This window comes from Micrococcus lylae NBRC 15355, from assembly GCF_001570885.1.
Taxonomy (GTDB): domain Bacteria; phylum Actinomycetota; class Actinomycetes; order Actinomycetales; family Micrococcaceae; genus Micrococcus; species Micrococcus lylae.
The window spans coordinates 1-15,482 of sequence record NZ_BCSN01000060.1 but is presented as its reverse complement, the minus strand read 5'-3'; the positions used below and the strand labels follow the sequence as shown (position 1 = coordinate 15,482).

General features: G+C 71.6%; 14 protein-coding genes. 10 read left to right on the top strand and 4 right to left on the bottom strand.

Annotated elements, in window-relative coordinates; all coding sequences use genetic code 11:
- The first annotated feature begins 102 nt into the window (after positions 1-102).
- The 5 genes from MLY01S_RS10400 to MLY01S_RS10380 all read left to right on the top strand — a co-directional run bounded on the left by MLY01S_RS10400 (position 103) and on the right by MLY01S_RS10380 (position 4,748).
- Positions 103-414: a hypothetical protein gene (locus tag MLY01S_RS10400; protein WP_067191807.1), complete on the top strand. Its 312-nt coding sequence runs from the start codon at positions 103-105 to the stop codon at positions 412-414.
- 31 nt (positions 415-445) lie between these two features.
- A complete protein-coding gene (locus MLY01S_RS10395) occupies positions 446-1,849 on the top strand; it encodes a hypothetical protein (RefSeq protein WP_157531292.1) in 1,404 nt (467 codons plus the stop codon).
- A 28-nt stretch (positions 1,850-1,877) separates the two neighbouring features.
- The gene (locus MLY01S_RS10390) at positions 1,878-2,486 is read left to right on the top strand and encodes a hypothetical protein (RefSeq protein WP_067191804.1); all 609 of its coding nucleotides are present in this window, start codon (positions 1,878-1,880) and stop codon (positions 2,484-2,486) included.
- Positions 2,479-3,687, top strand: coding sequence for a hypothetical protein (locus MLY01S_RS10385; protein ID WP_157531291.1), 1,209 nt, complete (start codon positions 2,479-2,481; stop codon positions 3,685-3,687). Before MLY01S_RS10390 ends, MLY01S_RS10385 begins: the two co-directional genes overlap by 8 nt.
- 452 nt (positions 3,688-4,139) lie before the next feature.
- A complete protein-coding gene (locus MLY01S_RS10380) occupies positions 4,140-4,748 on the top strand; it encodes a hypothetical protein (RefSeq protein WP_135103289.1) in 609 nt (202 codons plus the stop codon).
- 98 nt (positions 4,749-4,846) lie between these two features.
- On the opposite strand, the gene MLY01S_RS10375 is transcribed toward MLY01S_RS10380, so the two are convergent.
- On the bottom strand, positions 4,847-6,238 hold the full coding sequence (locus MLY01S_RS10375) for a short-chain fatty acid transporter (RefSeq protein ID WP_369804907.1): 1,392 nt from the start codon (positions 6,236-6,238) through the stop codon (positions 4,847-4,849).
- 195 nt (positions 6,239-6,433) lie between these two features.
- Here MLY01S_RS10375 and bioB point away from each other — a divergent pair, with 195 nt between their 5' ends.
- From bioB to bioD, 4 genes are read left to right on the top strand one after another with little or no spacing between them, the layout of a single operon-like run.
- Positions 6,434-7,675, top strand: a complete 1,242-nt coding sequence (gene bioB / locus MLY01S_RS10370) for a biotin synthase BioB (protein ID WP_067191799.1) — start codon at positions 6,434-6,436, stop codon at positions 7,673-7,675.
- Positions 7,676-7,682: 7 nt separating this feature from the next.
- Entirely contained in the window at positions 7,683-9,071 is a 1,389-nt protein-coding gene (bioA, locus tag MLY01S_RS10365; protein WP_067191797.1) for an adenosylmethionine--8-amino-7-oxononanoate transaminase, read from the top strand.
- Entirely contained in the window at positions 9,068-11,536 is a 2,469-nt protein-coding gene (locus MLY01S_RS13005) for an aminotransferase class I/II-fold pyridoxal phosphate-dependent enzyme (RefSeq protein WP_245232112.1), read from the top strand. The genes bioA and MLY01S_RS13005 overlap by 4 nt, the downstream gene beginning before the upstream one ends.
- Positions 11,518-12,225, top strand: a complete 708-nt coding sequence (gene bioD, locus MLY01S_RS10350) for an ATP-dependent dethiobiotin synthetase BioD (protein WP_067191795.1) — start codon at positions 11,518-11,520, stop codon at positions 12,223-12,225. The genes MLY01S_RS13005 and bioD overlap by 19 nt, the downstream gene beginning before the upstream one ends.
- 173 nt (positions 12,226-12,398) lie before the next feature.
- Here bioD and MLY01S_RS10345 read toward each other — a convergent pair whose 3' ends face one another.
- From MLY01S_RS10345 to MLY01S_RS10340, 3 genes are all read right to left on the bottom strand, one after another.
- Positions 12,399-12,665: a hypothetical protein gene (locus tag MLY01S_RS10345; protein WP_067191793.1), complete on the bottom strand. Its 267-nt coding sequence runs from the start codon at positions 12,663-12,665 to the stop codon at positions 12,399-12,401.
- A 61-nt stretch (positions 12,666-12,726) separates the two neighbouring features.
- On the bottom strand, positions 12,727-12,894 hold the full coding sequence (locus MLY01S_RS12490; protein ID WP_157531290.1) for a hypothetical protein: 168 nt from the start codon (positions 12,892-12,894) through the stop codon (positions 12,727-12,729).
- A complete protein-coding gene (locus MLY01S_RS10340) occupies positions 12,891-13,619 on the bottom strand; it encodes a hypothetical protein (protein ID WP_135103290.1) in 729 nt (242 codons plus the stop codon). The genes MLY01S_RS12490 and MLY01S_RS10340 overlap by 4 nt, the downstream gene beginning before the upstream one ends.
- Positions 13,620-13,781: 162 nt before the next feature.
- Here MLY01S_RS10340 and MLY01S_RS10335 point away from each other — a divergent pair, with 162 nt between their 5' ends.
- Complete coding sequence (locus MLY01S_RS10335; RefSeq protein ID WP_067191789.1) at positions 13,782-15,071, top strand: adenylosuccinate synthase; 1,290 nt, start codon at positions 13,782-13,784, stop codon at positions 15,069-15,071.
- Positions 15,072-15,482 lie beyond the last annotated feature (411 nt).

The following is a 15,482-nucleotide window of genomic DNA, read 5'->3' as shown; positions in this document are numbered from 1 at the left end:
GGCCCGCCTCTGCCGCCTGCCGGCGGCAGAGGCGGGCCGACGTCGTCAGGGGACGGCCGGCGGAGCGGCCGATCCTCTCAGACTCCCTGAGGAAGGGGCACCATGGCTACGTTCACGATCGATGCACCGCCGTTCCGACGAATCGTCGAGGATGTCGACGGTGAGAACGAGACACAGAGGGCTCACGCTCGGGAGGTGACGACGGCACTCGATGATCTCCAGGGGGCGTGCAGGGACCAAGGGCTCCGGGGGGCCGTCTCGACGCTGCGGGACGATGTCGTCGGGAGGGTCTTGGAAGCGCTCTCGGCGTCAAGCGAGAGCACTGTGGAGGCTGCCAGGGCGACGGCGACGGAGTACGAAGACTTCGATGCCGGGGCCGCCTCCAAGGCATCGGCTGCCGAGCTGGAGGAGTGAGACCATGTTGGCACATGTCACGATCACAGGGATGACCACGTGGGAGTCGTCCACCGACATGGACACGTTGTCACACGGTGTGGCGACCGCTGCCGCGACCCTTGCGGAAACCGTGCGAGGTCAGGACACATCTTGGCAGGAGCTGGGTGACCACTACGAGGGTGAGAACGAGGCGGACCTGGTCAACGGGTTCCACGTTCCTGTCGAGAACGCGGCTCGGGTCGTGTTGGCCGCAGCCGCCGCGGACTCCGCACTGGTGACGTTCTCCGGTGAACTCCGCAGTCTCGAGGACAGGCGCCGAACTCTCGAGGATGATGTCGCGTCGTTCAATGCCCTGCATGGGGCCGAGGACGTCGAGGAACTGCCAGCAGGTGCGGCGATGTGGCGTCAGGAGCTCCTCGACACGCCTGGAATCCTCCAGGAGCTCTACCTGGCGGCGGCTGAAGATTGCGCTCGGGCACTGACCGACATCACCGTGGATGGCCTGGACGTCGAGTCCATGGGCTCCGGGCGCCCCGGGGGCTGGGCCCGAGACCTACTGGACACTGCCGGCGAGCAGGCCATCCCCAAGGAACCGCTGAGCATCACGACGACGACGCTCGGAGGCCTGGACGTCGCGAGGCTACGGGAGCCATGGCTGCGCCACAACGACGTCATCCCTGAGACCTGGCAAGCCCGCTTCATGGGCTTCAACGTCGGTCACTACGGGGCATCGCTGGTGGCCGGTGGGGCGGCCCTTCGCCGTGCCTGGACCACGCGAAGCTGGGCGCCGATCCGCAGCATGCCGCTGGCCATGGGGATGACCTTGCGGAACCACTCGAATGAAGAGACCAAACTCGCGATGAAGTTCAATGATCGCAAGACCTTCCAGCGGCCCACGTGGGGGGCTCTGCGCACCCAGTTCCTGGACGGGCTGCCGATCGTCGGGGACGCGAGGTCCCTACAGGAATTGCGGAAGACCCGGACATCAGCGAACTCTGGCACTCCGGAGCCGGCCATGAAGGGTGCCCACCGGGTGGAATCGCGAACGGTGATGAAGTTCAACACCGGCGTGAAGGGTCTGGGGACGGTCGGCACGGTGGTCGGCGCTGCCCAGACCTACGGCAGCGAGCACGAGAAGCAGCTCCAGGAGAACAGGGCAGAGAACCCCGGCGCCTCGCGCGAGGAGGTGGAACGGGAAGCGCGACACGACGCCGGCGCACAGACAGTGGGCAACGTCGGCAGCACCGTGCTGGCCTCCGCCGCAGCCGGAGCGGTGGCCGGGTCGGTCGTCCCCGGACCCGGCAATGTCGTCGGCTTCGCGGCAGGTGTGGTCACGGGTGTCGCCATGAGTGTGCCGATCGCGGACTCGGACGGTGACGGTCAGAAGGACAGTGCCGCCGAGGCGGTCGGAGATGGGGCAGAGTGGCTGTGGAACAAGGTGCGTGGTAAGTGATCAGCGCGCCTGGATGGAAGGACGATGGATGAGTGAGCAGGGCATGGAGCGGGTTTCGCTCGCAGATGTGCAGTTCCCTTTGCGGGTGCGGGTGCGTACTGGTGTGTGGGCGCCGGCGTTCGTGATGGCGGTGGTGCTGTGGGTGCTGTTCGTGCCGATCATCCTGGGGGTGCCGTCGTCGTTGTTCGAGACGGACTCGGCGATGTTGCCGTTGCTGCGGGTGTTGGCGGGGATCGGGTTCCTGCCGTTGTCCTTGTATGTGGCCTACACGTGGATGGCGTGGCGTCGTCCGCGGCATCTGACGGTGGATGAGGAGGCGGTGTGGACGGATTCATGGCGGGTGCGTTGGGAAGACGTCAGGTCTGTGTGGTTGAACCCGACGCATGGCCAGGCTCCGGACAAGAAGACGCAGGTGGCGTTCTTGATGGAGAAGCGGGTGTGGACCGATGAATTGCGGCGGGGGAATCGGTGGGACTCGGGGTATCCGTTCGGTCTCGGGGGGATGCTGTGCAGGGACGGGACGGTGAAGACGCAGTTCGCCACGGATCCGCCGATCCAGTCGTTGTTCGGGCTGTTCGAACAGTTGCACATGCAGGCCCGTGGCGAGAAGCCGGAAGATGCGACCGCGCATGGGTGACGTGACAGGGTGCGTAGGCGTCTCGACTGCTGACGACGGTGTTGTCTTCGGGCCCTTCGCGTTGCGGGTGCCGCAGGCGTGGGTGCCTGCAGACGGTCACGTCGGGGCTCCGGGGGTTCGGGTGTTCGATGTGCGCGCGGAGACTGCACACACGGGAGCGGAGGAGATCCACCCGAATGTTGCGGTGCGGTATTTTGTGGAGCCCGAGGAAGGTGGCGTGGCGTCGGCCGCGTTGCGGGAGCTGCACCTCGGCGGAGAGTCCGCCCTGGACGGTTTCCTTCCGCTGTCCTATGAGGCGTTCTTCACTGGGGTCGGACTGCCTGCCCGGCGTCATCACGTGGTGGCGTGGCAGCGCGGGCTGCTCTGGCACAGTCTGCGTTGGTATGTGGGGTCGGGAGACCACGTCCTGGAACTGGCCCTGACCGTCGGGGAGGGTGACGATGTGAGGGCCTTGGGATCCCAATGCGACGACCTCGCCCGTCGTGTCCGCCCGGTGCATGGCTCTGACCGTCCGGACGGATTGACGTGGCCGCGTTTACCGCACGCGATGCAGGACCTCACGCCGGAGACGGTGGTGACCGAGCAGGATCTGGTACCGGCCCAGGTGGAGCGTCTCAGCACACCTGAAGACCTCGTGCCGTCGAAGCTGTGGTCCGATGAGATCTCGTCGAGGCAAGCCGCTTTGATCGAGCAGCGTGCGCCGCTCCTCAGTGGACGGGGTGTGCGGGACGGGCATGAGTGTCATGTCGAGATCTGTCTGGCGGGCGGGGACGAGGCCGTGGTGGTCACTGTGGAGAACGGCGGTGCCGGTGCGTCGCCGGTGCGCCGAGTCGCGACCGTTCCGGTGGCCGTTGCAGTTCCCTTGGCACTGGAGAGCACAGGCGTGCGAGTGGAGTGGTTGAGGGACGCGGTGTTCGAGGCAGAGTGCGTCGTCGGGGCCGATGAGGGCGGATGGTCGGCGGTGGCGGGCACGTCTGCGGCGCAGGATCTGCTGCGGCGTCCGCGGGACTGGTGGGTATGGAGAGACCGCGAGGACCATGTGGCCGCGGAGTGGATGCAGCCTTACGGGGGTCCGCCGTTCGCAGTGATCCGAGGTGAACGGAGCTCGAGGGCCGTTCCGGTCGTGCCAGGGATCTTCTACGCAGCGTTGCAGGAGTCGATCGCTGCGACGACTGCCTCCGAGGACGACGAGACAGGCTGACGGACAGTGCTCGATGATCCTGCTGCCATGCTGGCCATGGAGCTTGCGGACCGGACTGAGGATGGTCACGTGCCCACCGTCGACGAGGCCCCTGCCGTCCTGGAGGCCACGGACGCGGCGACCTTCTCCATCGTCGCCGCCTTCCACCTGCGGGAGTGTCCCTTCGACCGGACCGTCACGCGCTACTGCCTGGTCCCCCGAAAACTGGCCTGTGCCCGGAGAACTGCATGTGCGGCTCCCCGCGGCTCGGCACGCAGGCGAAGACCCTCCAGTACACCTGGCTCGAGCCCGAGGAGCCCGTCCACCAGGTGTCGATGGGCATCGGGGGCGGGACCGTCGTCGTCCAGCGCCGGCCGGGTCCACGCCCAGCTCGGCGCCGGCGGCGCACGGAAGTACCGGAGACTCCGACCTGCGTGGCACGTGATCAGCGCGCCTGGATGGAAGGACGACGGGTGAGTGAGCAGGGCATGGAGCGGGTTTCGCTCGCAGATGTGCAGTTCCCTTTGCGGGTGCGGGTGCGTACTGGTGTGTGGGCGCCGGCGTTCGTGATGGCGGTGGTGCTGTGGGTGCTGTTCGTGCCGATCATCCTGGGGGTGCCGTCGTCGTTGTTCGAGGCGGACTCGGCGATGTTGCCGTTGCTGCGGGTGTTGGCGGGGATCGGGTTCCTGCCGTTGTCCTTGTATGTGGCCTACACGTGGATGGCGTGGCGTCGTCCGAGGCATCTGACGGTGGATGAGGAGGCGGTGTGGACGGATTCGTGGCGGGTGCGTTGGCAAGACGTGGAGTCAGTGTGGTTGAACCCGACGCATGGCCAGGCTCCGGACAAGAAGACGCAGGTCGGTTTCATGGTTGAGGACCACGCCTGGACGGATGAACTGCGGCGGGGGAATCGGTGGGACTCGGGGTATCCGTTCGGTCTCGGGGGTCTGTTGCCGAGGGACAACTTGGTCTTGACGCAGTTCGCCACGGATCCGCCGATCCAGTCGTTGTTCGGGCTGTTCGAACAGTTGCGCATGCAGGCCCGTGGCGAGAAGCCGGACGACGCGACCGCGCATGGGTGACGCCGCGGGGTTCGACGGCGTCTCGACCACTTCCCATGCCGCGGCCTCTGCGGCAGCCGATGCCCGTCACATCTGCACCGATGAGCTCGCCGGCCGGGTCAGAGCGAGACGAGCAGCAGCGTCGCCGCGAACACCAGGCCGGAGGCGATGAGCACGATCGTGGTGTAGCCGAGGATGTCGCGCATCTTCAGCCCGGCGATCGCCAGCAGCGGGATGGCCCAGAACGGCTGGATCATGTTGGTCCACTGGTCGCCGTAGGAGACGGCCATGATGGTGACGGCCGGGTCCACGCCCAGCTCGGCGCCGGCGGAGAGCATGATCGGGCCCTGCACGGCGAACTGGCCTCCACCGGAGGGGACGAAGAAGTTCACCAGGCCGGCTGCGAGGAACGCGAACAGGCCGAAGGTCACTGGATTGGAGACGGAGACCAGGGCGTCGGACAGCACGGTGATCAGCCCGGTGGCGGTCATCATGCCGAGGATGCCGGCGTACAGGGGGAACTGCAGCAGGATCTCGCCCACGTTCGAGGCAGCCTTCGCCGTCAGTGCGATCAGCTCGTGGGCCGAGCGGGTCAGCAGCAGGATCAGGGCGAGGAAGGACCAGTTCACGATGTCCAGGGTCAGGGTCCCGCCGAGCACGAAGTGGCGGACCAGGTACACGGTCAGGGCCAGGCCCACCAGCAGGGTGGGGACGCGGGAGGCGTCCAGGCGGTCGGCCGGCGTCTCCAGAGGGGCCGCCTCCACCTCCTGCTTCTCAGCCTTCTGCGCGGGAAGCTCGATGATCCTCGTCTCGCCGCGCGGGGCGATGAGGTAGAGGGTCAGGCCGACCACCAGGACCGTCGCGGCCGCGGCGAGCATGTTCCAGGTGGAGAACACGGTCTCGGTGATGGGGACGGTCTGCCCGCCGAGGGACTCGGTGAGGAAGGAGCCCTCGGTGGCCGCGGTGAGCGGGCCGGAGGCCGAGTAGCCCATGTGCCAGACCACGAACCCGGCGAAGCCGGAGGCCACGAGCATCGGGAAGTGCAGCTGCACGCCGCGATCGCGGCCGCGGGCGGCGACCTCGCGGGCCATCAGCGCGCCGACCACCAGGCCGAGGCCCCAGGTGATCAGCGCGGCCGCGGCGGCCACCACGAACACGAACAGGTAGGACTGCAGCGGGGTGCGTGGGATGCCTGCGAGCCAGGACAGCAGGCGGCGGACCGGCCCGGTGTTGGCCAGGATGTGGCCGAGCAGCAGCACGAGGGCCATCTGCGTCATGAACTCGAGCAGTCCGGCCAGGCCCCCGCCCCAGCCGTCCAGGACCTCGAGGGGCCCGGCCGGGGTGAGGGTCAGGCAGAGGATCGCGACCAGGAAGGTGAGCACGATCGTGAACATCAGGGAGGAGGGGATGAACCTCTCCACCACGGTGTTGACCGGGCGCATGGCTCGGGAGAAGACGTTCCCCTCGGCGGGGGTCTGCGCGTCGGAGCGCGCGGGGGCGGACGTGGGCATAGAGGGCTCCCTCCGGTGCGGGCGGGCAGGGGCTTCCATCGAACCCCCTCGAGTGACTCAGATCACTCTAATGGAGGGATCCCCGCTGCGACGGCCGCCCCCGAGGGCGGCGAGGCGGGTTGATGAACAGTGTTCAATGATCCTGCTACAGTGCTGGGCATCACATCGCCGTGACCGACGACCCCGAGGTGCCCCATGACTCCTGCCGTTCCGCAGACCCTCGCAGCCCAGCAGACCGCCGCCGGCCTCCTCGGCCCGGAGACCCTCGTGGACCGCATCGAGGCGGGCCACGTGCTCACCGCTGAAGAGGCCGTCGCTGTGCTGGACGCCCCGGACGCGGAGACGTTCCGCATCGTCGCGGCAGCCTCGCGCCTGCGCGAGAAGCACTTCGGCCGCACGGTCAAGGTCAACTACTTGGTCAGCCTCAAGACAGGTCTCTGCCCGGAGAACTGCACCTACTGCTCCCAGCGGCTCGGCACCGAGGCCGAGATCCTGCGCTACACGTGGCTCAAGCCGGAGGAGGCCGTCCGCCAGGCGGGCCTGGGCATCGCCGGCGGCGCCTCGCGCGTGTGCATGGTGGCCTCCGGCACCGGCCCCACGGACCGCGACGTCGACCGCGTGGCCGGCATGGTCGGCGACCTCAAGGCCCAGCACCCGGACGTCGAGGTGTGCGCGTGCCTCGGCTTCCTCAAGGACGGCCAGGCCGAGAAGCTCAGGGACGCCGGCGTCGACGCCTACAACCACAACCTCAACACGGCCGAGTCCCACTACGAGTCCATCTGCACCTCGCACACCTACGAGCAGCGCGTGGACACCGTGCAGCGTGCCGGCGCCGCCGGCCTGTCCTCCTGCAGCGGCCTGATCGCGGGCATGGGGGAGACGCACGAGCAGCTCGTCGAGGCCGTCCTCGCGCTCCGCGACCTGGACTCCGACTCCATCCCCGTCAACTTCCTCATGCCCTTCGACGGCACCCCGTTGCAGGGCCACCAGCAGCTCACGCCCCTCGAGTGCCTCCGGATCCTCGCCATGGTCCGCATGGCGTGCCCGGACAAGGAGCTGCGCATCGCCGGCGGCCGCGAGATGCACCTGCGCTCCCTGCAGCCGGTCGGCCTGCAGGTGGCCAACTCGATCTTCCTCGGCGACTACCTCACCTCCGAGGGCCAGGACGCCGAGGCGGACCTGCAGATGATCGCCGACGCCGGCTTCACCGTGCTCGGCGCCGAGGAGCGTGTACAGCAGGCCGCGACCGACGACGGCGGCCCGGCCGGCGGCTGCTGCGGCGGCACGGACGACGCCGGCCCGTGCGGCTCCGGTGCGGCCGTCGCCTCGGCGGCCAGGGCCGCGGAGGACGCTCGACCCGACACGGGCTCCGAGGGCGCCGTGAAGCCCGAGCTGCGCCGTCGGGGCGCGGGCACGGCCGAGCCCGCCAACGCCTGAACGCACCGTGACCGCTCCCGCTGAAGCCGGCCTCCTCGACCGCGACGCCGCCCACCTCTGGCACCCCTACGGGGCCGCCGGCGCCCGCCAGCTCTACGCCGTGTGCGGCGCCCGGGGCGTCCACCTCGACCTCGAGGGGTCGGGCGGGGAGCGTCACCGCGCCATCGACGCGATGGCGTCCTGGTGGTCCGTGGTGCACGGGCACGGGCACCCCGTGCTCGTCGAGGCCCTGACCCGGCAGGCCGCGGCCTTCCCGCACGTCATGTTCGGCGGGCTCACGCACGCGCCCGCTGTCGACCTGGCGGAACGGCTCGTCGCGCACACCCCCGCCGCGCTCGAGCACGTGTTCCTCGCCGACTCCGGCTCGGTCTCGGTGGAGGTCGCGCTCAAGCTCGCCCTCCAGTACCAGGCGACGCGCGGCCGTCCCAGCCGCCGCCGATTCCTCACGGTCCGCGGCGGCTACCACGGGGACACCGCCGCGCCCATGGGGGTGTGCGATCCCGTGGACGGCATGCACGCGGCCTTCACCTCGCTCGTGGCTCGGCATCTGTTCCTGCCCCTCCCGCCGGCGGCACGCTGGGTGCCCGAGGGCGTCGCCGCGGCACCCACGGCGCCCGACGCCGTTCCGGCCGGCCACTGGGAGGGCGACGACGTCGCTCTCACCGCGTGGGAGGACGAGGCCCGCGCCTTCACCGCCGCGCACGCGGACGAGATCGCCGGCGTGATCCTCGAACCCGTGCTCCAGGGGGCGGGGGGCATGCGCGTCTACGACCCGCGCTGCCTCGCCGTGCTGCGCGAGCTGTGCGACGAGCACGGGCTCCTGCTCATCGCCGATGAGATCGCCACCGGCTTCGGCCGCACCGGCCGCTGGCTCGCGTGCGAATGGGCCGGCGTCGTTCCGGACGTGCTGTGCCTCGGGAAGGCGCTCACCGGCGGCACCATGACGGGCGCGGCCATGCTGTGCACCGCCGAGGTGGCCGAAACGGTCTCCCGACGGGAACGGGGCATGCCCGGGGCGCTCCTCCACGGGCCCACGTTCATGGGCAACCCGCTGATGTGCGCGGTCGCCTCCGCATCCCTCGACCTGCTCACCGACCCGCGTGACGGCTGGGCCGCCCAGGTGCCCCGCGTCGAGGCCGGACTGCGCGCCGGGCTGGCGCCGGCCACCGATCTTTCCGCCGTCACCGACGTGCGGGTCCTGGGCGCGGTCGGCGTCGTGGAGCTGGACCGGACCGTGGACGTCGAGCCCGTCACTCGGGCCGCCGTCGCCCGCGGTGCGTGGGTACGCCCCTTCCGGCGGCTGGTGTACGTGATGCCGCCCTACGTGAGCACCGACGACGACGTCGCCACGATCTGCGCGGCCGTCACCGGGGCCATCGGGGAGGTCTGCGCATGAGCACCGCCGAGGCCGTCGCGGCCACGAGCACGCCCGCCGACCCGTGGTCCTCGTGGCTGCGCTCCCGGGCCGACGTCCGCGCGCGCCGCGGCCTGGAGCGCCGCGCCGACCCGCCGGAGCCGGGCACGCCGTCGTCGGACGTCGTGGACCTGGCCGCCAACGACTACCTGGGCCTGGCCGCCCACCCGGACGTGCGGGCCGCCGCGCGCGTCGCCACCGAGGGGCCGGTCGGGGCGCGGGCCTCCCGCGTGGTGACGGGGACACATCCGGCGCACGCCGACCTCGAGTCCGCCGCCGCCGCGCTGGCCGGCGCGGATGCCGCCCTCGCCTTCTCCTCCGGCTACACCGCGAACCTCGGCGTCCTCGGTGCCCTGGCCGGGCCGGGCACCGCCTTCCTCCTGGACGAGCACGCCCACGCGAGCCTGCGCGACGGCGCCGCCCTCGCCGCCACCGCCCGCTCAGGGGCCTTCACCTCCTTGCCGGGCGCGTCGGTCACCACGGTGGAGCACAACAGCGTGCCCGCCTTCCGGGCCGCCCTCGACCGGCTGCGCGCCGAAGGGCGGGCGCGACGGATCGTGCTGGTGGTCGAGTCCCTGTACTCCGTGCTCGGGGACGAGGCCGACCTGCCCGCGTTGGCCGCCCTGGCCGCCGAACACGGCGCCCTGCTCGTGGTGGACGAGGCCCACTCGCTCGGCGTGGTGCCCGGCGGCAGCCGCGCGGGCGCCCTGGGACTGTGGGCGGGGCAGGCGCCCGTCGTGGTCACCGCCACCTGCTCGAAGGCCCTCGGCGGACAGGGCGGTCTGGCCCTGTTCGGCGGACCCGACGCGCCGTCCTGGCGCGACCACGTGCTGAACACCGCCCGGACCTTCGTCTTCGACACGGCCCTGGCCCCCGTGCTCGCCGCCTCCGCGGCGGCCGCCTGCCGGATCGCCGCCACGGGAGAGCCCGCGGCGCGGCTCGCGCGGGTCCGGGAGACGGCTGTGGACGTCCTCACCCGCCGGCCCGAGCTGGCCGGGCACGTGGAGGTCGGGGCGGGGGCCGTCCACTCGATCCGCATGCCCGGACCGGAGCAGGCCGTCGCCGCGGCCGCGGAACTGCGCGCGCACGGTGTCCTCGTGGGATGCTTCCGCCCGCCCAGCGTGCCCGACGGCGTCGCCCGCCTCCGCGTGAGCGTGACCGCCGCCGTCCCCGAGCCCCGGCTGCGGGCGGCGCTGGAGGCGGTGGCGAGCGTGGCCGCCCGGGCGTGGGGTGCGTCCACGGGCTGTCCGTTCTCCCACGGTGACCCGCGGCCGGAGGCCGTGCGCGGCGACCACCTGCGGATCTCCGATCCCGCCGACCTGCGGCGCGTGCTCACCGACCCCGGGACGTTCGCCTCGGACAACGCCCTCACGGCGGTCGTCCCGCTGAGCGGCCCGGCCCGCCGCATCCTCGCCGCTGCCCGCTTCCGGCTGCCGCCCGTGCTCGCCTCCGCCGGCGGGGAGGAGCACCGGGCGGTGCGTCGCGTCGTGGCACCGTTCTTCTCCCCGGCGAAGGTGCGCGAAGCCCGCGGCCGGATCCTCGCGACCGCCCGGACGGCCCTCACGGCCGCCCTCGCAGACACCGGCCGCGCAGGCGGGGCCGTGGACCTGGCGACCACCGTGGCGGCAGCGGTCCCGGCGCGCGTGATGTCCGCCCTGACCGGCGTGCCCAACCCGCCCGAGGCGCAGCTGCACCGCTGGAGCGCCGACTCCCTCGAACTGTTCTGGGGCTGGCCAGACGAGGACCGCCAGCTGCGGCTCGCCCGCTCCGCCGCCGACTTCCACCGGTGGCTGCGCGGGGCCGTCGTCGAGGCGCGCGGGGACGACGCACAGCCCGGCAACCTGTTCGCGGCGCTGCACGAGGCCGGCGTCGACGACGAGCGGATCGTCTCCCTCGGCTACTTCCTGGTGATCGCAGGGCAGGAGACCACCCGGCTGCTCATCTCCACCGCGCTCACCCGCGCCCTGGCCGACCCCGCCCGCTGGGCCGCGCTCGGCGCCGGGGCGGACGGGGGCGCCGGAGCCGATGCGGCGGAGGCGGCCGCGGCCGAGCTCGTGGCCGAGTGCCTCCGGACGAGCTCCTCGGTGCCCACCTGGCGGCGCCTCGCCACGGCGGACGTCCGCGTCGGCGAGCACGAGATCCGCGCCGGCGACGAGCTCCTGCTGCACCTCAGCGGCGAACAGCACGATGACGCCCGGCTCGCCTTCGGCTTCGGCCTTCATCGCTGCCTCGGGGCCGGGCTCGCGGAGCTCGAGACCGCCCTCGTGGTCCGCGAGGTCGCCCGCCTGCTGCCGGGCGCCCGGCTCACCGGGCCTCCGGCGACGTGGCTGCGCCTGCTCTCCTTCCAGGCACCGCAGCACGTGCTCGTGACGCCCGGACCGTGGCACGGCGGCGAGGACACCCGAAGCGAGCAGAGTGGAGTGGACGCATGCGCATCGAGGTCGTGACCGGCACGGACACGGACGTCGGCAAGACGTGGGGCACCGCCGCGCTCGCGGCCCGTGCCCTGGCGGCTGGGCTCCGCGTGCACGTGGACAAGCCGGTGCAGACGGGCGCCGCTTCGGGAGAGGCGGGCGACGCCGAGGCCGTCCGAGACCTGGTGGCCGCGGCCGCCGCATCCGGCGCGCTCGACGCCGCCGCTCCGGCCCGCCTGACCGTGTCCGAGGGGGCGCGGGTCGGCCCCGCGATGGCCCCCGTGGACGCGGTCGCCCACGCGGGGGAAGGGACGCCCCCTCTGCCGTCTCTGGGTGAGCAGCTGGGCCGTTGGCGGCGCCTCGCCGCGGGCGTCGACCACCTGCTCATCGAGGGCGCCGGTGGGATCACCGTGGCGTGGACCGAGGCCGACGAGGGGCCCGTGGACGTCGTGCGCGCGCTGCGGGCGGCCGGGCTCGAGGCGGGGTTGACGGTCGTGGCGCGCCCCGGGCTGGGCACGCAGAACCACGCGCGCCTCACGGTGGAGCACGCCGCCGCCCGTGGCGTGGCGCCGGAGCGGATCCTCGTCAGCGGCGTGGCCGCGGACCCAGACCCCGTCGAGCGGGCCAACCTCGTGTTCCTGGCCCGCCTGGCCGGCGCCCACGGGGCGGTGCTGGAGGCGGTGCCGCGGGGCACCCCGCCGCGCGTTGTTCCGGAACGCTGACGGCCATCAAGGCGAGGCCGCACACGAGGCCGACGTCCATCGCGGTGCTCTTGCCGAGCAGGTCCATGAGCACCGGGGTCGTGGCGCCGGAGTCCGGGTGGTCGCCGCCGTCGGGGAAGATGATCGCGGCCCGCGCCCACGGCAGCATGGCCCAGGGGCGCCACGTGCCCACGCTAGGGCCCTTCCGGGTGCGGCGGGATGGCGAAGCCGGCGGCCACGAGGAACACGAACAGGTAGGACTGGATCGGCATGCGCGGGATGCCTGCGAGCCAGGACAGCAGGCAGAGGATCGCGACCAGGAAGGTCAGGACGATCGTGAACATCAGGGAGGAGGGGATGAACCTCTCCACCACGGTGTTGACCGGGCGCATGGCTCGGGAGAAGACGTTCCCCTCGGCGGGGGTCTGCGCGTCGGAGCGCGCGGGTGCGGACGCAGGCATGGGCGTGTCCCTCCGGTGCGGGCGGGCAGGGGCTGTCTACGCCCCTCGCCGGTGACGTGGATCACCCTAGCGGAGGTCGTCGTCGATGGCAGTGGACCATCGCGGCGATGCCGCAGGCCGCGCTGCCCGGGAGCAGCAGGACGAAGGCGACGGTGATCGGCAGCAGCAGGTTCGTGCGGTCGTGGCCCACGGAGGGCTGGCCGTGGGCGCCGCCGCCGGCGATGCTCACCGGCGCTCTTCCGGTCGGTCGTGGGGGAAGGCCGCGGTGGCGCGGGCCGGCACCGCGGCGGGCATCGGGGCGGCGTCGGCTGCGGGTGCCCGCAGGCGCCGTACCAGGCAGAGGAGGACCGCCGCGGCGCCGCACAGCAGGGAGACGGCGGCCAGGGTCAGGCCGACGGCCATCGTGATCTCGGCGGCGAGGTCGTATCCCCAGAGCTGCTCGGCGACGGGCAGGGCGACTGCGGATTCCGGGGCGTCGCCGGCGTCCGGGAGGATCGCCGGTCCGGCGACGCCGGCGGCCCAGCAGACGCAGAGAAGGGCGGTCAGCGGGGCACCGAGCCGGATGCCAGAGCGACGCTCGTGCACCGTGTTCACGCGGGGGAGCATCAGCAGGGACAGTCCGACGGCCAGCCCGCCGAACGCCTGCAGGGCCACGCCGAGCATGATGTAGAGGAGCATCATCCACCCGGCCAGACCGTTCATCGCGCGCAGCGTCACCACGATCACCGGGATCGCCAGGAAGGCCAGGGTCACGGCCCAGACGACCGGCACCCGCCACAGGCCGACGGACGGACCCCGCAGAGGCGGAGCGGGGTAGGCCCGTTCCCGCGCGTACGGATCGTGGGCGGCGGGATCGTCGGAGCGGGGGTCGTGGACGGCGGCCCCCGGGGCACGCCGGCCCTGGAAGTGCGGGTCATCGGGGTCCGGGTGCGCCCCCGTCTGCGGCAGGCTCATGGTGTCCAGCATAGAGAGCGGGCCGGGTCCGTCATACCCCGAAGTGTGTCATGCGTCACGCTGGTAGACTCCCCGTGCAAGGGCTCCCTGCACATTGCACGGAGCATTTTCCATGTTCGGGCCCGTGATGCGGCAGCGTCCGGGCCCTGTAGGAGAGATGACATGCCAGCGATCGCTATCGTCGGCGCCCAGTGGGGCGACGAGGGCAAGGGCAAGGCCACCGACCTGCTGGGGGGCCGCGTGGACTACGTGGTCAAGCCCAACGGCGGCAACAACGCCGGTCACACCGTGGTGGTGAACGGCGAGAAGTTCGAGCTGAAGCTGTTGCCGGCCGGCATCCTGTCCCCGAACGCCGTCCCGGTGATCGGCAACGGCGTGGTCATCAACCTCGAGGCGCTGTTCCAGGAGATCGACGGCCTCGAGGCCCGCGGCCACTCCTGCGCGAACCTGAAGATCTCGGCCAACGCCCACCTGGTGGCCCCGTACCACCAGACCATGGACAAGGTCACCGAGCGCTTCCTCGGCAAGCGCGCCATCGGCACCACGGGCCGGGGCATCGGCCCCACCTACATGGACAAGGTCGCCCGCCTCGGCATCCGCGTGCAGGACGTCTTCGACGAGTCGATCCTGCGGCAGAAGATCGAGGGCGCCCTGCGGCAGAAGAACGAGTTGCTGGTGAAGCTCTACAACCGCCGTGCCGTCACGGTGGACGAGATCGTCGAGTACTTCCTGTCCTACGCGGACCGCCTGAAGCCGATGGTCGTGGACTCCGTGAACCTGCTCAACGACGCCCTGGACGAGGGCAAGGTAGTGCTGATGGAGGGCGGCCAGGCCACCTACCTGGACGTGGACCACGGCACCTATCCGTTCGTGACCTCCTCCAACCCGACCGCCGGCGGGGCGTCCGTGGGCGCGGGCATCGGCCCGACCCGTTTCTCCCGGACCATCGGCATCGTGAAGGCCTACACCACCCGCGTGGGCTCCGGGCCGTTCCCCACCGAGCTCTTCGACGAGATGGGCGAGCAGCTGCGCACCACCGGCGGCGAGTTCGGCGTGAACACCGGCCGCCCGCGCCGCACCGGCTGGTATGACGCCGTCATGGCGCACTACGCCGCCCGCATCAACGGCTTCACGGACTACTTCCTCACCAAGCTGGACGTGCTCACCGGCATCGAGAAGATCCCGGTGTGCGTGGCCTACGACGTGGACGGCGTCCGCCACGACCGCATGCCCATGACCCAGACCGAGTTCCACCACGCGAAGCCGATCTTCGAGTACTTCGACGGCTGGACCGAGGACATCTCCGGCGCCCGCACGCTGGAGGACCTGCCGGAGAACGCGCAGAAGTACGTGCAGGCCCTGGAGGAGATGTCCGGCTGCCGGATCTCCGCGATCGGCGTCGGCCCGGGCCGCGACCAGGTGGTCCAGGTCCACGACCTGATCGAGGACTGACGAGCCTGCCGTGGGCAGGGCGCCTCCGCCGACCGGGCGGGGGCGCCTTGCTGTTGCACGCTCCTGCGCTGCAGGCGCCGGCGCTCCTTCCCGACGACGGTCCCTCGCCTCCGCCTGGGTCCCTCGGCTCCGCCGGGGGCACTTGCCCCGCGGCCTGCCGGCACGGTCGCCGCCGGTCCGGGGGGCATGCTATGCCGGGGGCCGCCACCGTGGGGGCGCGGCCGTGTCCGCACTGTGGAACGGGCCTTGGTGTGCTGTGCGCCACAAGGGTTAGCCTCGATTAACCGAACCGGTCGGCCGCATTCCCTCCGGGCGTCCTGCGCCCGGGGGCGTGTGCGAGCCGCCCGAGCCCTCGCTACGTAAGGAGCTCCATGGCCGAGGCCTACATCATCGACGCCGTCCGCACCCCGG